General features: G+C 70.4%; 17 protein-coding genes. 5 read left to right on the forward strand and 12 right to left on the reverse strand.

Going from position 1 to position 18700, the window contains the following annotated elements:
- Positions 1–2: 2 nt before the first annotated feature.
- The 3 genes from OG953_RS07200 to OG953_RS07210 all read right to left on the reverse strand — a co-directional run bounded on the left by OG953_RS07200 (position 3) and on the right by OG953_RS07210 (position 1982).
- Positions 3–812 carry an SAM-dependent methyltransferase gene (locus tag OG953_RS07200; RefSeq protein ID WP_405683102.1) on the reverse strand — a complete coding sequence of 270 codons (810 nt, stop codon included), beginning with the start codon at positions 810–812 and terminating at the stop codon, positions 3–5.
- A 73-nt stretch (positions 813–885) separates the two neighbouring features.
- Entirely contained in the window at positions 886–1122 is a 237-nt protein-coding gene (locus tag OG953_RS07205; protein ID WP_093896218.1) for a DUF397 domain-containing protein, read from the reverse strand.
- Positions 1122–1982, reverse strand: coding sequence for a helix-turn-helix transcriptional regulator (locus OG953_RS07210; RefSeq protein WP_327271674.1), 861 nt, complete (start codon positions 1980–1982; stop codon positions 1122–1124). Before OG953_RS07210 ends, OG953_RS07205 begins: the two co-directional genes overlap by 1 nt.
- A 207-nt stretch (positions 1983–2189) precedes the next feature.
- On the opposite strand from OG953_RS07210, the gene OG953_RS07215 reads away from it, so the two are divergent.
- From OG953_RS07215 to OG953_RS07230, 4 genes are all read left to right on the forward strand, one after another.
- On the forward strand, positions 2190–2648 hold the full coding sequence (locus OG953_RS07215) for an ATP-binding protein (RefSeq protein ID WP_405683103.1): 459 nt from the start codon (positions 2190–2192) through the stop codon (positions 2646–2648).
- Complete coding sequence (locus tag OG953_RS07220) at positions 2642–3082, forward strand: hypothetical protein (RefSeq protein ID WP_405683104.1); 441 nt, start codon at positions 2642–2644, stop codon at positions 3080–3082. The genes OG953_RS07215 and OG953_RS07220 overlap by 7 nt, the downstream gene beginning before the upstream one ends.
- 288 nt (positions 3083–3370) lie before the next feature.
- A complete protein-coding gene (locus OG953_RS07225) occupies positions 3371–7006 on the forward strand; it encodes a DUF4132 domain-containing protein (protein WP_405683105.1) in 3636 nt (1211 codons plus the stop codon).
- 105 nt (positions 7007–7111) lie between these two features.
- Positions 7112–7441: a hypothetical protein gene (locus tag OG953_RS07230; protein WP_405683106.1), complete on the forward strand. Its 330-nt coding sequence runs from the start codon at positions 7112–7114 to the stop codon at positions 7439–7441.
- Here the strand turns inward: OG953_RS07230 and OG953_RS07235 are convergent.
- From OG953_RS07235 to OG953_RS07275, 9 genes are all read right to left on the reverse strand, one after another.
- On the reverse strand, positions 7438–8787 hold the full coding sequence (locus OG953_RS07235; RefSeq protein WP_405683107.1) for a 6-phospho-beta-glucosidase: 1350 nt from the start codon (positions 8785–8787) through the stop codon (positions 7438–7440). The two genes, OG953_RS07230 and OG953_RS07235, sit on opposite strands and share 4 nt — an antisense overlap.
- Before the next feature lie 150 nt (positions 8788–8937).
- Positions 8938–10509, reverse strand: coding sequence for a cytochrome P450 (locus OG953_RS07240; protein WP_405683108.1), 1572 nt, complete (start codon positions 10507–10509; stop codon positions 8938–8940).
- Positions 10510–10575: 66 nt separating this feature from the next.
- Positions 10576–11190 (reverse strand): GTP-binding protein, encoded by a 615-nt coding sequence (locus OG953_RS07245; protein WP_405683109.1) that lies wholly within the window; start codon positions 11188–11190, stop codon positions 10576–10578.
- The gene (locus OG953_RS07250; protein ID WP_405683110.1) at positions 11171–11542 is read right to left on the reverse strand and encodes a DUF742 domain-containing protein; all 372 of its coding nucleotides are present in this window, start codon (positions 11540–11542) and stop codon (positions 11171–11173) included. The genes OG953_RS07245 and OG953_RS07250 overlap by 20 nt, the downstream gene beginning before the upstream one ends.
- Positions 11539–11946 carry a roadblock/LC7 domain-containing protein gene (locus OG953_RS07255; RefSeq protein WP_093896207.1) on the reverse strand — a complete coding sequence of 136 codons (408 nt, stop codon included), beginning with the start codon at positions 11944–11946 and terminating at the stop codon, positions 11539–11541. Before OG953_RS07255 ends, OG953_RS07250 begins: the two co-directional genes overlap by 4 nt.
- Positions 11943–13544, reverse strand: coding sequence for a sensor histidine kinase (locus OG953_RS07260; protein ID WP_405683111.1), 1602 nt, complete (start codon positions 13542–13544; stop codon positions 11943–11945). Before OG953_RS07260 ends, OG953_RS07255 begins: the two co-directional genes overlap by 4 nt.
- Positions 13545–13993: 449 nt before the next feature.
- A complete protein-coding gene (gene thrS / locus OG953_RS07265; RefSeq protein ID WP_405683112.1) occupies positions 13994–15208 on the reverse strand; it encodes a threonine--tRNA ligase in 1215 nt (404 codons plus the stop codon).
- A gap of 258 nt (positions 15209–15466) precedes the next feature.
- Positions 15467–15973: a MarR family winged helix-turn-helix transcriptional regulator gene (locus OG953_RS07270; RefSeq protein WP_383053569.1), complete on the reverse strand. Its 507-nt coding sequence runs from the start codon at positions 15971–15973 to the stop codon at positions 15467–15469.
- Positions 15970–17694 (reverse strand): FUSC family protein, encoded by a 1725-nt coding sequence (locus OG953_RS07275; RefSeq protein WP_405683113.1) that lies wholly within the window; start codon positions 17692–17694, stop codon positions 15970–15972. Before OG953_RS07275 ends, OG953_RS07270 begins: the two co-directional genes overlap by 4 nt.
- 148 nt (positions 17695–17842) lie before the next feature.
- On the opposite strand from OG953_RS07275, the gene OG953_RS07280 reads away from it, so the two are divergent.
- Positions 17843–18610, forward strand: coding sequence for a VOC family protein (locus tag OG953_RS07280; RefSeq protein WP_405683114.1), 768 nt, complete (start codon positions 17843–17845; stop codon positions 18608–18610).
- The last annotated feature ends 90 nt before the right edge of the window (positions 18611–18700 follow it).

Genomic DNA, 18700 nt, shown 5'->3' on the forward strand with positions numbered 1-18700 from the left:
GGTCAGGCCTTGCGGGCCACGCCGGCGTAGCCCGGGATGGGCTCGTCGCCGGGAACGTCGATGGCCTCGCCGAGCTCCGGATGCCAGTCCGCGGAGAGCGTGACACCCGGGTCGACGAGTTCGAGTCCGTCGAAGAACGTGGTGAATTCGGCGTGGGAACGCAGGCGCAGTGTCATCCCGCGAGCCTTGTACATGGCGGATGCCTGCGCCGCACTCTCGGGGTCGAAGTCCCCGGTGGTGTGCGAGAGAACCAGATAGCTGCCGGAGGGGAGCCGCGCGACCAGGCGGTCGACGAGTTCGGCCGCGCCGTCCTCGTCGTCCAGGAAGTGCAGGAGGGCCAGCAGCGACAGCGCGATCGGCTTGTCGAAGTCGAGGACCTTGCCGGCCTGCTCCAGGATGGCTTCCGGCTTGCGGGCGTCGGCCTGGATGTACTCGGTGGCGCCCTGTGGGGTGGAGCGCAGCAGGGCCGCCGCGTGCGCGAGGACGATCGGGTCGTTGTCGCAGTAGACGATGCGCGCGGCCGGGGCGGTCCGCTGGGCGATCTGGTGGAGGTTCGGCTCGGTGGGGATGCCGGTGCCGATGTCGAGGAACTGGCGGATGCCGTTCTCGGCCAGCCACCGGGTGGCCCGGTGCATGAAGGCCCGGTTGACCCGGGCCATGTCGCGCCCTCTGGCGTCGAGGGCCAGCAGTTGCTGGGCCATCTGTTCGTCGACCGGGTAGTTGTCCTTGCCGCCGAGGAACCAGTCGTACATCCGGGCGGGATGCGGCTTGCTGGTGTCGATCTCGATGGCTTGGGGCTCGTGCCCGGTCATAGCGCGCTCCATGGGTCCATAGGTCGGCGAACAACAACAATGTGGGGCGGGGAGGGACTCCGGCGCTGCGGATTCAGGTGAGAAGGAAGTCCGCCTGGCCGGACTTGGCCCCCTGGATGAAGGCGGCGATCTCACGGTGGGAGTAGATCAGGGCGGGGCCGTCGGGATCGGCGGACTGGCGCACGGCGACTCTGCCGTCCGACAGCTTCATGGCTTCGACGCAATTGCCTCCGTTCCCACCGCTCCACGGCTTGTACCAGCCCTCGGAGCCGAGTTCGGCGGCCGGCATGCCGTTGTATATGGGTTCCATCACAGCTCCTTGCGGAAGTCCCGGAGGATTTCCTTCGTGCGTTGTGCAGTTGCGGCCTGAGCCGCCATGCGGTCCATGACTTCGAGGTAGGAGGCCACCTCGGGGCGCGCGTCGAAGTAGACGGCTCCGGTCAGGTACTCGCTGTAAACCATGTCGGGGAGTTCAGGGACGCCGAAGCGGAAGAGGACGAAGGGGCCGTAGGTGCCCGGATGGTGACCGGTCGAGAATTCCGCGATCTGCAGCGTCACATGCGGCATCTCGGTCGCTTCGAGCAACCGGTCGATCTGTCCGCGCATGGCGTCGACGCTGCCGACGGGACGGCGCAGCACCGTCTCGTCCATCACCACCCATAGCTTCGGGGAGTCCGGCCTGGTCAGCAGGGACTGACGCTCCATCCGCAGCGCCACATGGCGCTCGATGTCCTCGGGCCTGGTCTGGCCGACGGCTCCGGTGCGCATCACCGAGCGCGCGTAGTCCTCGGTCTGCAGCAGTCCGGGGACGAAGTGCGGCTCGTACATGCGCAGGAGGCTCGCGGCGCCCTCCAGGCTGACGTACATGCTGAACCAGTCGGGCAGCACATCGTGGAAGCGCTGCCACCAGCCGGGTTTATTGGCCTCCTCGGCGAGCTCCACGAAGGCGTCGGCCTCGTCGTCGGCGATCCCGTACGCCTTCAGCAGCAGCTGGACGTAGGGGATCTTGAGGGCGACCTCGGCGGTCTCCATCCTGCGTATCGTCGCAGGTGCGACCCGCAGTACCTTGGCAGCCTGGTCACGGCTCAGGCCGACACGCTCCCGCAGATCCTGCAGGCGTTTGCCGAGAACGACCTGACCCACGGTCGGGGCGGACCGCGGTTCGCTCACTTCAGACCTCCCGATGCGCTGTTTGCCAGCAGTGTGCCATGCGCAGGCCTTCCAAGACACAGCCACTCTGAAATTTTCAGAGTGCCTCTTGCCAAGTGTTCTCGACAGGGGGAGAGTTGGTGAGTGAACCAGTTCACGCAGTCACGGCCGCCCTCATTTGCGTGGGGCCGCGGAGTGTGACGCAGCCCCCACTGTGAGGAATCGGTTGTGGCACCTGGCAGTGCGCTTATCCCCCGGCTCATGGATCTCAGCCCCGGGACGGAAGCGCTCCGGTACTGCTTCGCGCTGCCTGCGCACCCCGAGTCGGTTGCCCGTGCACGGCGGCTGACGAGGGCTCGAATCGACGAGTGGCGGCTGGACGAGGACGCGCGCGAGGCGGCGATCCTGATCGTCTCGGAACTGGTCACCAACGCGGTGGTGCACACCGAGAGCGCTCGCGTCGTGTGCGAGCTGCACTGCCTCGACAGGCGGCTTCGCATAGCCGTACAGGACCAAGGACACCAGCCCGGCGGGCCGCAGCTGTGCCGCACCGCCGATGACGAGCACGGACGCGGCTTGCTGCTCGTCGACGCGATGAGCAGCTCCTGGGGATCCCGCGACGCGGGCTACGGCTCGGGCCGCATCGTCTGGGCAGAACTGCCGCACGGCTCGGAGCGGTCATGTTGAAGAGCGCAATGTCCCACCTGCTCGGCGCGCGCCGCTCCCGTGAGCCCCAGCGAGCCGTCGCCACGGACACAGTGCAGTTGCCGCTGCCGCCCGCGCTGTCGGCGAGCCTGGGCTGCGACGCGGTGGGGGTGCCGTCCCGGTACGGCTTCCGGCTCATGTCCCATCTGCCACGCACCGGTTGCGTCTTCGCGGATGCCGACCGCTGGTGGTGGATCGTGCCTGCGGGCTCCGACCTCGATCTGGACTGGCCCACGCAGGCCGCCTATGCGAAAGGGGCCTGCGTTCCGGCAGTACGGCCCCGGCTGATCCACCAGCCCGACAACCGCACGCCGTACACCCCGCCCATCCCGCTCTTCCTGATGGTGTGCCAGGTCACCGGTGTGACGCCGTCGTGGGCGCCGTCGGGCGGCGCACGCGCCGTCTCCGCTCCCTGAGCAGCCGGGAGCTTTAGACCGACCGGCAAATGGGGGGGCGGCGTCACGGGGCTGGGCACGCACATCTGCGGCGTTGTCGTCAGTCGACAACGCTCCGCGTTGCCTCCCTCCTCCGCCTTGCAGCTGCACGCACCCAGCCCCGCTCCTTCTCCCACCCCCCATTTGCCGGTCGGTCTTACTCGCCGGACACCCCGGTCACGCTGCGTTGTCAGTGGTCCGTTCTACTGTGGCACCACTGATCGAAAAGCCCGCGACAGGCGGGCTGTCCGGGTGTGAAGGGGCGGGACTGTGCGCCGCTGGGAGTACGTCGAGGGCAGTGCCTCGAAGTTCTGGGAGACCGAGGCCGAGGGTGCCGTGGTGACGGTGCGCTACGGGCGGTGCGGGAGCGACGGGCGTACGCAGACGAAGGAGTACGCGTCGGCCGAGGCCGCGTCGGCGCAGGTCCGCAAGACGATCGCGGAGAAGGAGCGCAAGGGCTACCGCGAGGTGGGCGGGGCCACGGTGGCGGCCGGGGCGCCCTCACCGGCTGCCGGCGCGGGCTCCGGGGCTTCCGATGCTGCCGACGTGACTGAGGGCGCGCTGCCCGACGAGGACACCTTCGAGCTGCCGAGCGCCTGGCGGCGCCAGTTGCACCCGCGACGCGGGGGCGTGCGGCGCTCCGTGGGCAAGGCCCCGCAGGACGCGCTGGACGCGGTGGAGCGCCGGCTCTCCGAGGAGCGCGAGTGGATCGGGGAGTTCCTGGCGGATCCACGCAGCGACAACGGGCTCGTCGAGTCCGCCCGGGCGCATCTGGCGGGCAGCCCCGATCCCGTCGGGGCTGCGGTCCTCGCCGCGGTGGTCGGTCTGTACCCGCTCACACACACGGCATGGGCCGACAGCTGGACCGAGGCGTACGGGCTGCCGTTCGCCGCCCGGGCAGTTGTGGAGCTCTTCACGGTCGAGGCGCACTGGATCCAGACGGGCAGGCGGCGGTACGACCCGTGGCTCGAGGCCGTGGCAGCACGTCGTAACGGCTACCGGACAGGCATGCACCGGCCGGCCGCCGACCGGGTCCGCGCCCTCCTCGCACATACCGACGAGGAGACCTACCGGGCGACGGTCGCCGCGCTCGCCGGCCGGCGCGACGACACCGTGCGCCGGATCGTCGTGTCGTATCTGGTGCCGAGCGAGACGGAGTGGGTGGCCGAGCTCTGTGCCGACCCTCAGGTCATCGCCGAGAGCGACCACACCTTGCGATCCATGGTGTTCTGTTCGCTCAACTCTCCCGAGCAGGTCGGCGAGCTCGCGGAGCGGCCCGGCTTCACCTGGTCGGTCGCGCAGATCGGGACGGTCGCGGAGGGCATCGGACCCGCGGTCGCACCGCTGCTGGCCGGCTGCATGAGTGACCGTTACAGCACGGACTATCTGAAGCTGATCGGGAACGCTCTGGTGGAGCTCCCGTCGGACGAGGCCTTCGGCCTTCTCCTCGCCCATGCGGACGCGAAGCACGTCCGGGCCGCGCTGTTCAAGGCGGCGCACCGCTATCCGGTACGCGCGCTGAGGCTGATCGCCGCGGCTGTGCGCGACGGTTCGGGCCCTGGCTCCGCCGACGCGCCCCGGCTGCTGCTCGCCGGGCACATCGGCGCCCACCGCGAACTGGTGGCGACGGTGCTCCCCACGCTCGACGCCGACCTCGCCGCGGTGGTCGATCCGCTGCTCAACCCTGCCGACCGGATCGCCGACGCCTCGTCGCAAGCGCTGCCGGAACTACTGGTCTCCCCTCCGTGGTCCCGCCCGCGCAAGCCCACCCGCGTGACAGTCGTCGACGGGCTGACGGCCGAGGCGGAGCCGGCCATCGCCTGGCTGCCGGGCGAGAAGGAGAAGTGGGCTTCCTGCCGCACCTGGTACAACCGCGAGCGTGAGCGCACGTACGGCAACGCGAAGCACTGGGAGGAGCAGGCGGCTTCGTACGCGGCGACGGATGCCCTCACCGACCTCCAGCCCGCCTGGATGTTCCTGCACGGCCCCGAGGAGATCGTCCGGCCATGGCTCGACAAATGGGCCCCGGACGATCTGTGGGACACCGAGGAGACGCTCAAGCCGGTCGCCGCCCGCTTCGGACTCGACGCACTTCCGGTGCTGCTCCGCGCGGCACCCCACCAGCCGAGCTCACTCGCCGCACTGTTCCTGCCGTACGTGGACGTTGCGGTCGCCCGGCTCATGGCTGACTGGTCGATGCGGCTCAAGTCCGTTGCGGCGACGACCCGTTCCTGGTTCGCCCGGCACGGCGCCACGGCGGCCGCCCATCTGGTACCGGACGCGGTGGGCACGGCCGGGGCCGGCCGCCGCGCCGCCGAGCAGGCACTCCTGCAGATCGCCGCGGTCCATGGGGACGCGGTGGTGCGGGAAGCCGCCGCCGGATACGGCGCCGGCGCGGCAGGCGTGGTCGACGAGCTGCTGTCGGCGGACCCGCTGGAACGGGCGCTGCCCGCCATGATGCCGGTCGTGCCCGCGTGGGCGGAGCCGGCCCTGCTGCCGCAGATCGTGGTCAGGGCCGGGGGCGCGCTGCCGGAGGAGTCCGTCCGTCATGCCCTGATGATGCTGGCGCTGTCCAGGCCCGGGGAGACCTATCCGGGGGTGGCCGTCCTCAGGGAGACGGCGGAGCCGGAGTCGCTCGCCGCGTTCGCCTGGGCGCTGTTCGAGCAGTGGCGGCTGTCCGGCATGCCCGCCAAGGAGTCCTGGGCGCTGCACGCGCTCGGGCTGGTCGGTGACGACGGGACGGTACGGAGTCTCACACCGGTCATCAGGGCCTGGCCGGGCGAGGGCGCACATCACAGGGCGGTCGAGGGTCTCGATGCGCTGGCCGCCATCGGCACGGATGTGGCGTTGCTTCATCTGCACGGCATCTCGCAACGCGTGAAGTTCAAGGCGCTCAAGGCACGGGCGCAGGAGAAGATCGCCGAGGTGGCCTCGGGCCTGGGACTGACCGGCGAGCAGCTCTCCGACCGGCTGGTGCCGGACTTCGGACTGGACGCCGAGGGGTCGACCGTCGTCGACTACGGCACCCGCCGTTTCACCGTCGGCTTCGACGAGCAGCTGCGGCCGTACGTACGGGACGGCGACGGCAAGCGCCGCAAGGATCTGCCCGTGCCGGGTGCGCGGGACGACGCGGAGCTGGCCCCGGCGGAGCGCAAGCGGTTCATGACGCTGAAGAAGGACGTGCGGACGGTCGCTTCCGACCAGGTGCGGCGGCTGGAGGCCGCGATGGTGACGCAGCGTTCCTGGACGACGGCGGAGTTCCGTGAGCTGTTCCTCCACCACCCGCTGCTCTGGCACCTGGTGCGCCGGCTGGTGTGGCTGAGCGAGACCGACGGGGTGACCACCGCGTTCCGGGTGGCGGAGGACCGTACGCTCGCGAACGTCGAGGACGACCCCTTCGAGCCGGCCGACGGCGCGGCGGTGCGGATCGCGCACCCGCTGGCGCTCGGCGAGGAGCTCGGCGACTGGTCCGAGGTGTTCGCGGACTACGAGATCCTGCAGCCGTTCGCGCAGTTGGGGCGTGCCGTGTTCCGGCTGTCGGACGAGGAGGCCGGCGGCCACCGGCTGACCCGGTTCGAGGGGCTCAAGGTGCCGACGGGCAAGGTGCTCGGACTGCAGCGGCGCGGCTGGGAGCGGGGGGTGCCGCAGGACGCCGGGGTCGAGCGGTGGATCTCCAAGCGGCTCGCCGACAACGTCTATCTGGTGATCGGGCTGGACACCGGCATTGCGGTCGGGGTCGTCGACATGTTCCCGGACCAGACCCTCGAAAAGGTGTGGCTCGACGATCAACCCACCGACCACCACCCGCTGCACACCTATCCGCTGCGGTTCTCCGGTCTCGACCCGGTGGCCGTCTCCGAACTGCTGGCCGACCTGACGGAGCTGACGGAGGGCGTCGCATCATGACCGTGCGGACGACGGATACGGTGCCGGTGCCGGAGGACCGGTCGGGCGGGTCGTCGGACGGCCCGATCTCGCACCCGGTGACGGTTCACGGCGTACGCAGCGGCGGTGCACCATCCGTCCGATCCGCTGACGGCGGTGCTGGACGAGGCGATATCCGCCATGTCGGCGGTGCCGCACAGCGGACTGCGCCATCTGAGCAGCCCCGCCCGTTCCCGTATCGACGACGCGGCGACTGCGCTGTCACGCACCGGCCTGACCCGTGCCGCGACCCTGTTGCGCGCCTTCCTCGACGCTCTGGACAACGGGGCCGGGCCGAACGAGGAGGGCCTCGCCGCCCGCTCCGATGCATGGTTGGAAGCCCAGCTCCATCTCCTGGTCAGCAGCGAACTCCGGTCCTCCCGACCGGAGTTCGTGGACGCTTCGGCACCCTCCTAGGGCCGGTTCAGATAGGCGAGCCCGGGATGGGCCTTCGTGTATCCGTCGAGGAGTCGTCCGGCCGCGGTCACCGAGTCGACCAGCGGGTGCAGCGCGAAGGCCTTCACGGCGGTGGCGCGTGAGCCGCTTTCCGCCGCGTCCAGTACCGCGCGCTCGACGGCCTTGACCGCGGTGACCAGTCCGACGGCGTGGTACGGAAGCGGGTCGACGGCGACGGGACGGGCGCCGTTCGCGTCGACCATGCACGGCACCTCGATGACGGCGTCCGCGTCGAGCACGGAAAGCGTCGTACGGTTGCGGACGTTGAGGATGAGCGAGGTCCGTTCGTTACGGGCGACGGCCCGCATGAGGGCGAGCGCCACCTTCTCGTAGCCGCCGGACTCCAGATCGCTCACGTCCCGCTCGCCGACCCCGGCGACCTCCCGGTTCTCCGACATGTAGGTGGCTTCGCGTTCGGCGCGGGTGCGGTCCCAGGCCGGCAGTGCGGGGGCGGCCGGGTCCTTCACCCGGGCGTAGAAGCCCTCCTGCTGCTCACGGAGAAAGGCGCCCCGGGTCTGCTCGGCGTCCTGGTAGGCGCGTACGGCTTCCCGGTTGTAGTAGTAGTAGTAGTGCAGATACTCGTTGGGGATGGCGCCCAGCGACTGCAGCCAGTCGACGCCGAAGAGTCTGCCTTCCTCGAAGGAACCGAGAAGTTCCCGGTCCGCCAGCAGCCGCGGGAGTTCGTCGCGGCCGTCGACATGCAGTGCGCGGACCCAGCCCAGGTGGTTGAGGCCGACGTAGTCGATCCGGGCCCGGTCGGGGTCGGCGCCGAGCACCCGGGCGATTCGGCGGCCGAGGCCGACCGGGGAGTCGCAGATGCCGATGACCCGGTCGCCCAGGTGACGGGACATGGCCTCGGTGACCAGGCCGGCCGGGTTGGTGAAGTTGATGACCCAGGCGTTCGGGGCGAGCCGCGCGATGCGTTGCGCGAGCTCGACGGCGACGGGCACGGTGCGCAGCCCGTACGCGATGCCGCCCGCCCCGACCGTCTCCTGGCCGAGTACTCCTTCGTCGAGGGCGACCCGTTCGTCGGCGGCCCGTCCTTCGAGGCCGCCGACGCGGATCGCCGAGAAGACGAAGTCGGCGCCGCTCAGCGCCTCGTCGAGTTCGGTGGTGGCGGTGACGGCGGGCGCGTCCGGGACGTTCGCGGCCTGTTCGCCGAGCACCCGGGCGATGGCGGTGAGCCGGTCGGCGTCGGTGTCGTAGAGGGTGACCGCGGTCACGCGGCCCTCGGCGTGATCGGCGAGCAGCGCCCCGTACACGAGTGGAACCCGGAATCCGCCGCCGCCCAGAATTGTCAGCTTCACGCTTCCGCATGGTACGTGGGCGGGCCCGGACGGGGCCCGGGCGACTCCGGACGGCAGCTCTCCAACGGCGCCGACAGCATCCGGCCCGGTGGCCGCGGACCTGCGGGTCCGCGGCCACCGGGCCGGTGATTCGTCTCGACTCCTGCCGGTTCAGTTGTCGCTCCACCAGCGCGAAACGGCCCGCCACAGCCTGGCGGGTGCGGCTTGCCTGCGCTGCTGCGGAATTCGACCCGCGGCGGACGTGCCCCCGGACTCGTCGGTCACTGTCACGGTGGACGTCACACCAGGCGCACCCATCGCCCCCATCGAGGCAGGCCCCGGTGCCGCACCGGGAGTGCGTCCGGGTGTGGGGGCGGTGTGCCGGACCGTGGACTGCGCCTCCCAGTCCTGGCGCGGCAGGTTCGGCCTCCCCATGGACGGCGGTTCCTTGTCGTCCTGCGGCTCACGCGCGGCAAAGTCCGCCGGAAGCTCCACCAGGTGCCGGCCCAGGATGTTCCCGATCCAGCTCAGCTCGCTCTCGTCGACGGCGAGTTCGAGGTCGGGGAGCCGCATGAGCAGGGCGTCGACACCGACGTCCGCGATGGCGCGTCCGATGTCCTGCCCCGGGCATTCATGGGGGCCGCCGCTGAATGCCAGGTGGGCGCGGTTGCCTTCCATGTCGGCGTTGAGGTCGGGCCGCACCACCGGATCGGTGTTGGCCGGTGCGATGCCGACGATCAGGGCGTCGCCCGCTCTGATCTGCTGACCGCCCAGTTCGGTGTCGCCGACCGCCCAGCGGCCGAAGACCGCGGTGAACGGCGGTTCGTCCCACAGGCTCTGCTCGACCGCTTCGGGCACCGTCATATGGCCGCCGCTGAGCCTGGCCCGGAAGCGGGGGTCGGTGAGCACCATGCGCAGGACGTTGGCGATCAGGTTGGCGGTCGCCTCGTAGGCGGTGATGAAAATCAGCCGCAGATGCTCGCTGACCTCCTGGTCGTTCATCCCTGCCGGATGCTCGACGAGCCAGGTGGCGAAGTCGTCCGCGGGTTCGCGACGGCGGCGTCGGACGAGCCGGGTCAGCGCCTCGAGGACGTAGGCGTTGCTCGCGATCGCGGTCGCCGTGCCGCGGGTCATGTCGCGGGCGGCCTGGACCATCCGGTCGTTGTACTCCTCGGGCATGCCGAGGATCGCGCACATCACCATCATCGGCAGTCGCTCGGCGAACTGGCTGACCAGGTCGACGCGGCCTTCCTGGCAGAAGTCGTTGACGAGCCGGTTGCTGTAGCGGTTGACGTGGCGGCGCACCCCGCGGGTGTCGATGCGGCCCATGCTGTCGGTGACCGCGCCGCGCTGGCGTTCATGGGTGGCGCCGTCGGCGAAGACGCAGACCGGCTGCCAGGTGAAGATCGGGGCCAGTGGGTGGTCCGGGGCGACGGTGCCGTCCTGAAGGGCCCGCCATCGCCGGGAGTCGCGGGAGAACTGCGAGGGGGTACGGGTCATGTACAGGTTCTCGCTGTGCCCGAGGACCAGCCAGGCGGGTACGTCTCCGTGCAGCAGTACGGGGGCCACGCTGCCGTGTTCGGCGCGCAGCTTGTCGTACAGCCCGTGGGGGTCCCGTTCGGCCTCCGGGCCGTAGAGCCGGCGCAGTCCGCCGGGGCCGATACCGAGGCCGTGGGCCGGGCACTCGGGGGGCGGAACCGGCCCCTGGGCCGCTCCGGGCTCGTAGTGGAATGGGGTTGTCACGATCGCTCCAGGGATCAGGATTCCAAGGACCAGACGGATGGGACGCGCGGGGGGTGTGTACTGCTGTCAGGCGAGCGGGAGGGCCAGACTGTGCAGATAGCGCATCAGCGTCATCAGTACGTCGCGGCTGGAGGCACGCAGCCGGGCGTCGCAGTCGATCACCGGGACCTGTTCGGAAAGGTCCAGAGCGGCACGCAACGCCTCGACGGGGTGTTTCGGGGCGTCGGGGAAGGTGTTGACGGCGACGACGAACGGCACGCCGCGCTCCTCCAGCCGCCCGATGACGTCGAAGCTGACTTCGAGGCGGCGGGTGTCGATGAGGACCACCGCGCCGAGGGCGCCTTCGAACAGGCCGTTCCACAGGAACCAGAACCGTTCCTGGCCCGGGGTGCCGAACAGATAGAGGATCAGTTCCTCACTGATGGAGATCCGGCCGAAGTCCATGGCGACAGTGGTGGCGGTCTTGCTCTCCACCCCGGAGTTGTCGTCCACGCCCACTCCGGCCTGGGTCATGGTCTCCTCGGTGGTCAGCGGCCGGATCTCGCTGACGGATCCGACCATGGTCGTCTTGCCGACCCCGAACCCCCCGACGATCACGACCTTCACCGCGGCTGTCGCCGTGGTGGGAAGGACGTCCTCGCGCCGAGGGCCGGTGATCGTGTCAGAGCTTCTGAAGTCCATGCATCACCGCTTCGAGAAGGGACCTGTCCGGGAGAGTGGCGCGGACGATGGGCGCGCGCGATTCGATGAGTTCGGTCACGAGGAGTTCCGTGAGGAGCGATGTCACCACGCTGAAGGGCAGACCGAGGTACGCCGAGATCTCGGCGACGGATAACGGCGCTTGACAGAGCCGCAGGATCACGGCCTGCTCGGGCTGGACCGTCGGCGTCGGCTGGGCCTTCGCGACGACCATCGTGACCAGGTCGAGCGGCGCCCGCTCGCTGCCGTCGGGATCGCCAGTGATCACGTACAGCCGTTCCGGGTCGCTCAGTGCCGGATCAGCCTTTCGGCGTTCTCGTCGGGGAGAATTCATCCGGCCTGCCCGTCATGGCGCGGCGGGCTCGTCAGGTGGGCGCCGATCCTGACGACCATGTCGCGCATCCGCGACCCGACGAGCCCCGCGTCGACCGTCTCACCGGCAAGGACCGCGAGGTACGCCCCGGTTCCGGCGGCCATCAAGTAGAAGAATCCGCCGGTGACTTCGATGACGACGAGGCGCATGAGGCCGTCGCTGTACGGGATTTCGGAGGCGACGGCGGCGGCCAGGCTCTGCAGCCCCGCGCAGGCCGCCGCGAGGCGGTCGGCGACATCGGGGTCGCCGCCGTGCCGGGCGATGCGCAGACCGTCGGCGGAGAGCACCACGATCTGGTGGATGTCCGGCACGTCGTCTGCGAGTTCCTTGAGCATCCAGTCCATATTTCCCCGCTGCTGGATCACTTCAGGTCTCCCTTGTCCCAGGCATCGTCAGAGTCTTCGTCGGTCTTCGGCTTCTGCGGCACACCGTTGACGGCGTTGGTGAAGGCCTCCAGCCAGAGTCCGGGGGGCTGCGCCTTGCCGCTGTCGTTCCCCTGGCCGTTGGTGTGGCCGTTGCGCTGTCCTGCGGTGGGGGCGACGGCCTGTGCGGGGAGGTTGTGCGAGCCCAGGGGGGCGCGGCCGCGGCTGCGGCGTTGCGGGAGACCGCCCGCGGTCCACTCGGTCACCACGGGGACGTCGTCCTCCATGGCGGCCGCGGGGAGGGCCGGCCGGGTGACGGGTGCGACCGGTCCGGTGGCGGGGCGCTGGGCCACGGGGCGGGGCTTGCGGCGTGCCGGCACGACGTGCTTCATGGCCTCCTGGTCGATGTCGCTGGTGGGCCTCGATGTGGCGCCGATGCCGTGGGCGATGCCGGGAGCGGGTCCGGTGGTGATCATGGCGCGGGGCACGATGAGCACGGCGCGGACACCGCCGTACGCGGACTGTCGCAGCGAGACCTGGAGGTCGTACATCCGCGAGAGCCGTCCGACGACTGCCATGCCGAGTCGCGGGGACTCGCCGAGGTCGTTCATGTTGGAGCCGGCCTGGGCCCTGGCGAGCATGTTCTCGGCCCGCGCGCGGGCCTCCTCGCTGAGCGAGACGCCGCCGTCCTCGATCTCGATGGCGATGCCCGTCTGCACCTCGACGGCGGTGACGTGCACCCGGGTCTGCGGCGGCGAGTAGCGGGTGGCGTTGTCGAGGAGTTCGGCGCAGGCATGGATGAGCGGTTCGACGGCCGTGCCGATGATGGCGACCTTGGCGATCGAGTGCAGATCGACGCGCGGGTACTCCAGAATCCGCGACATGGCACCGCGCAGCACGCTGAACAGCGGTACGGGCTTGGGCCATTGGCGACTGGGGCGGGCGCCGCCGAGTACCGCGATGGAGTCGGCGAGACGGCCGATCAGCGCGGTGCCGTGGTCGATGCGCAGCAGGTCGTCGAAGACGTCGGGGTTGCGCCCGTGGTGCTCCTCCATCTCCCGCAGTTCACTCGCCTGGCGGTGGACGATCGCCTGGACGCGCCGGGCGACGTTGACGAAGGCGCGCTGCGCGGAGTCACGCATCGCCTCTTCGTTGTCGATGATGTTCAGCACCGTGTGGACGAGGGTGCGCTGGGCGCCGGGCAGGTCGCGGTACAGCTCGTCCGCGTCGACGACGTCCCGGAGCACCTCTTCGGGTGAATTGCCCACGCGCAGCCGGTGGATGGCGGCCGGCAGGAGCTCCTTGCTGATCCGCACGGTCTCGTCGTCGTGTGTGGCGATGCGCCGCTCCAGGTCGACGAAACGCCGTTCGTACAGCGCACGCTGGGTGCGCAGATCGCGTGCCCGTCGGGCGAGTCGAACGGTGAGTGCGGCGACCACGACGGTGGCGAGTGCGCCGCACCAGACGAGTGGTATCCGCGCGGCCGGGGCAACCAGTGCCACCGCGGCGGCGGTTGCGCCGCCCATCAGGAGCACGGGCAGCAACATGGCGCGAACGACGCGGGCTTTTCGTTCGATCGGCGGTGATTCAACACGAACCATCTAAAACCTCTGGCGGTTGATTCGGGAGGTACAGGCGCTTGCAAGACACTTGGGAACAAGCGCTCGAATTCATATCAACTCGACTTCGCTGCGCGTGAGCTTAGTCAGATCGAAACAGTGCTTCGGCACATTCACCCAACCCCCTGCGCGAGCGCCCCCGCGGTAATACACTCACGAGTTTTTGCACGCAGCGCCTCCGCGCATGCACAAGGAGTAACGACCGTGCAGACCCTGGTGTACGCCGTGTACCCGGCAGCCCTCGTCCCCGCTCTGCTGGTTTTCGGGCCGCTCTCCGACACCATCGGCCGACGGCCCGTGCCGGCCGCTGCCGTGGTGTGTGCTGATCCTGGCCCTGCAGTCACGGGTGAGCAGGCGCCCGGAGCAGGCCGCCTGAGGGCCTGCTCCGGGGCCCGGCACCTCTCCTTGGTCCCAGTCCGGTGCTGTGGGCGTCAGTCCCAGAGGCCGGTGCTGTGGGCATCCACCAGGGCGACGATGCGGGCAAGGACGTCGTCGGCGGACTGTGGATCGTGCCGGCGTCCGTCGCGCAGGCGCAGGGCGACATGGTCGTCGGCGGCTTCCCTGGCACCGATGACGGCTTGGTAGGGCACCAGGCGGGCTTCCCGGATGCGGGCACCCAGGGTGCCGCGTTCCGGTCCGGCGGTCTCGGCCCGCAGCCCGAGACCGGTGCACCGCCGGGCGAGCGCCTCGGCATTCGGCAGCTCGGCTTCGGAGACCGGGAGGATCGCCAGCTGGGTGGGGGCGAGCCAGGCGGGGAAGGCCCCGCCGTGTTCCTCGATGAGGTGGGCGACGGCTCGCTCCACGCTGCCGATGATGCTGCGGTGGATCATGACAGGCCGGTGTTTCGCACCGTCCGGGCCGATGTAATGCAGGTCGAACCGGGCCGGCTGGTGGAAGTCGACCTGGACGGTGGACAGGGTGGACTCCCTGCCCGCACTGTCGGTGACCTGGACATCGATCTTCGGGCCGTAGAACGCGGCCTCTCCCTCGGCCGCCTCGTAGGGCAGGCCGGAGCGGTCGAGGACCTCGGTCAGCAGGGCGGTGGACCGCTGCCACAATTCGGGGGCGGCGACGTACTTCCCGCCGGGTCCCGGAAGGGAGAGCCGGTAGCGGGCCGGGCTGACGCCCAGCGCCCGGTACGCCCGGCGGATCAGCTCCAGCGCGGCCTGTGCTTCCTCGGCCACCTGGTCCAGGGTGCAGAAGATGTGCGCGTCGTTCAGCTGGATGGCCCTCACACGGGTCAGTCCGCCGAGCACTCCGGAGAGTTCTGAGCGGTACATGCCGCCCAGCTCGGCCATGCGCAGCGGCAGTTCGCGGTAGCTGTGGGAGCGGGAGCGGTAGATGACCGCGTGGTGCGGACACAGGCTGGGCCGCAGCACGACCTGCTCCCCACCCAGGTCCATCGGCGGGAACATGTCGTCGCTGTAGTGCGACCAGTGCCCGGAGATCTCGTACAGCTCCCGCTTGCCGAGCACCGGCGAGTACACGTGCCGGTAACCCGCCCGCCGTTCGGCGGTGCGGATGTACTCCTCCAGGGTGTGACGCACGACTGCGCCGTCGGGCAGCCAGTACGGCAGTCCCGCGCCGATCAGCGGGTCGGTGTCGAACAGGTCCAGCTCACGGCCGAGCTTGCGGTGGTCGTTCATGACGGTCTCCTCGCGGTCGTCGGACGAGTGACCGCAGCGCGAAGCCCCGGGGCACTCGCCCCGGGGCTTCGGACTGAACAGCTGTCAGCGCGCCGGGACACTCTCCGGCGTCGTCGTCATGGCAGCGCGCTTCTTCATGCGGCGGACGTTAGCAGCGACGTACCGATGTCCGCGCGGGATTTGTTTCCGGTGGTGCCTGGCAGTGCGGTGCTGCCGGTCCCGACCGCGGGCCGACCCGGCGGAGTCCCGGCCCCCGGTTCAGCGCCGGGCGCCGCCGATGCGTCCCTCCAGCTGCACCAGCAACTCGCTGAGCTGGGTGCTGAGCCGGGTACGGGACTGCTCGTCGAGACCGGACAGCACCATGCGTTCGTACGCCAGCTGCCGGGGCAGCAGCCGGTCGACCAGGTCGCGACCCTCCTCGGTGAGGCGGACATGGGCGACGCGGCGGTCGCGGGCGTCGCTGCGGCGGTCGACAAGCCCACGCTCCTGGAGCACCCGCAGACGCTTTGTGACGGCGGCGCCGGAGGAGAACGTCTCCCTGGCCAGCTCGCCCGGGGTGAGTTCGCGGTCGGTACGGCGTACGGCACCGAGCAGGTCGAACTCGGCGCGGGTCAGGCCGGCGGCGCGCAGCGGGGCGTCCTCCGCCTGCTGGAGCAGGGCCGCGCAGCGGTTGATACGGCCGATGAGTTCCATCGGTCCGGTGTCCAGCTCCGGGTTGACGGCCTGCCACTGCCGCACCACCGAGGCGACGATGTCGTCGGTCACACCGCTCCGTTCTCCTGGGCGGGGGCGAGCAGCCCCTGCCGTGTTGCTGTCGCCGCGAGCGTACGGTGTCCGGCCTGCTCGGCCGCGAGGACCTGCTCCTGGGGCAGGGCGCGCTGCCACCATTCGCCCGCTGCGGTGTCCTCGGCCTCGCGCAGCTCGACGAGCGATCCGGTCAGCCTGCGGCGCGCGGCGTCGAGGGCGGCGGGCGTGGGCTGCGGGGCGGCGAGCGCGTGTACGGCGTGGGCGCGGGCCCGGTCGGTGGCGGCCAGGGCCTTTTCGAGGCGTCCGGCGGCCCGGCGGTTGGTCACCAGCATGGCGGCGAGAATGCCCACCCCGGCGCCGATCACAGTGTCCAGGACCCGGTCGCCGATGAGCTCACCGGCCGGGTAGGTGCCGCCGAACTCCAGGACCAGCAGGGCCATCGGCGTGACGGCGATGGAGCCGAGCCAGTAGTTGCGGGTGATCAGGGCCTCCGCCGCGAAGCCGAAGAACAGGCAGAAGCCGATGAGGGCCAGCGGTCCGGTGCGGCTGACCGGGAGGACGGCGGCGAAGACGAGGACGCCGAGCAGATTGCCGAGGGTCCGCTGAAGGGCCCGGTTCCAGGACAATGTCACATTGGCCTGGTACAGGGAGGCGGCCGTGACGATCGCCCAGTAGGGCCGGCCGACACCGGCCGCCTGGGAGACATATCCGGCCAGGGCGCAGCCGATGAGCGCACGGGCGCCGATGGGGAGCAGCGGGGAGCCCGGGGCGAGGCTGCGCAGCAGTGCGCGGCGGGCGTCGCGGCGGCTTCGTGTGCGCCGGGCGGCCCGTTCGGCGTCGATGCCGAACAACTCATCGGACGTGCCGGGGGCGGGCGGCGGAGTGGGGACGGGTCCGCGGGCACGGGTCCGGCGGGCCCAGGCACGGAGCCGTTCGGGGTCAAAGGCGGGAGCGGGGGCAGCGGCGGGAGCAATCGGGGAAGCGCCGTGGTCACCCCCGGCAAGGGCGGCCTCGGCGTGGACGACGAGACGTTCGAGAGCCCGGCGTACGGGCGTGGGGCGTCCGGCGGCGAGCAGCGCCTGCCAGGCGGCGTGCACGGCCGCGACCGCTGCGCGCCGGGTGCGGTGGCCGGGGGCGGTGACGTATGCCGCGGCCGCGTCGAGTGCACGGGCGGTCGCCCGGCGCTCCGGGCCCTCCCTGCGGATCATCGCGGGGCCGACCGTGACCAGCCAGGAGAACACGCCCGCGGCCAGGGTCAGCGCGAGGTGGCCGGGCACCTGGCCGAGGTGCTGCGGGGCGAAGAGCGCGGCCGAGGTGACGAACGTGAAGATCACCGGCCCGGGCGGGCCGATGCGAGTGGCGTCGCAGAGCATCTTCTGTCCGGCGGCGAGCAGTGCGCCCACCGCGATCAGCACGGCGGTCGATCCGGTGAGCGAGGCCGCGACGAGGGATATCGCCATGCCGATGACCATGGAGACCACGACTCCGGCGACGGCTCGGGCGCGGCGGACGTACGGCAGGTTGTGGCCGTACAGCGCGCAGAGCGAGCCGGCCATCGTGTACATCACGAGGTCGAGCCGGTCGATGGCGAACAGCAGCAGATCCGGTACGGCGGTGGCGACGACCACGCTCAGCGCCGGCTTGAACCACATGTCCGAGGGTCGGGCGAGGCGCAGGGGGGCGACCAGCGGGAGTCTGTGGACCAAAGGCTGCCGGGATCGGGTGGTTGTATCGCTCACCCAAACACTTTAACAGGTATTACACCAGTAAAACACTTTCTTCCATGACGATACCGCGGCGCCGATGGCCGCCCCCTCCGCGAACCCATAGCGTTCAACCGCACGAGGACAGACAGGCACGTGTCTATGTATCTACTAAGGAATCCGGATGAAGCTCACCAAACCGGTGCCCAGCGGTCCCTGCTGGATCGAGCTGAGTACCCCCGACATCCCGGCTGCCAAGTCGTTCTACGCGGCGCTCTTCGGCTGGCGCTCCGAGACCGATCCACGTGAGGAGGCGGGCGGCTACACCATGGCGCGCCTCGGAGATGCGCGAGTGGCCGCACTGAGTCCGGTCTACCAGCCGGGACAGCCACCCGCCTGGACGGTCTCGTTCGCCAGCGAGGACACGGACGCCACGGTCGAGAAGGTGAAGTCGGCGGGCGGCTCGCTCCTGGTCGGCCCGATGGACGTGTTCGACCAGGGCAGGTTCGCGGTGGTCGCGGATCCCTCCGGTGCGGTGTTCTCGCTGTGGCAGGGCCGCGCCTTCACCGGCGCCGAGCGGCTGAACGACCCGGGCGCACTCGGCTGGGTCGAACTCGTCACCCGGGAGGCCGACCAGTCGCTCGCTTTCTATCCCGCGGTCTTCGGATGGACGGTGAACACCGCTTCGGAGAGCTACACGCAGTGGGGCGTGGCCGGCGAGGACTTCGGCGGCATGCTGGTCATGGACGACAGGTTCCCGCCGGAGGCGCCACCCAACTGGCTGCCGTACTTCGCCGTGACGGACGTCGATGCGGCGGCAGCCACCGCGCAGGGGGCGGGCGGCGAACTGCTGATGCCCCCGACGAGCGTTCCGGACGGACCTCGGATCGCTGTGGTCCGGGATCCGCAGGGAGCGGTGTTCGGTATCCACCGGGCGGGCGACGAGAGCTAGGGCCGATCCGGCGGAGCCGGACGCCGACGGGCAATCGGGTGGTACGGGCCCTGCCGCAGGGCGGTGTCCCGTACCTCTGCGTCGCCGTTC

Source organism: Streptomyces sp. NBC_00057 (assembly GCF_045041165.1).
Classification (GTDB): Bacteria; Actinomycetota; Actinomycetes; order Streptomycetales; family Streptomycetaceae; genus Streptomyces.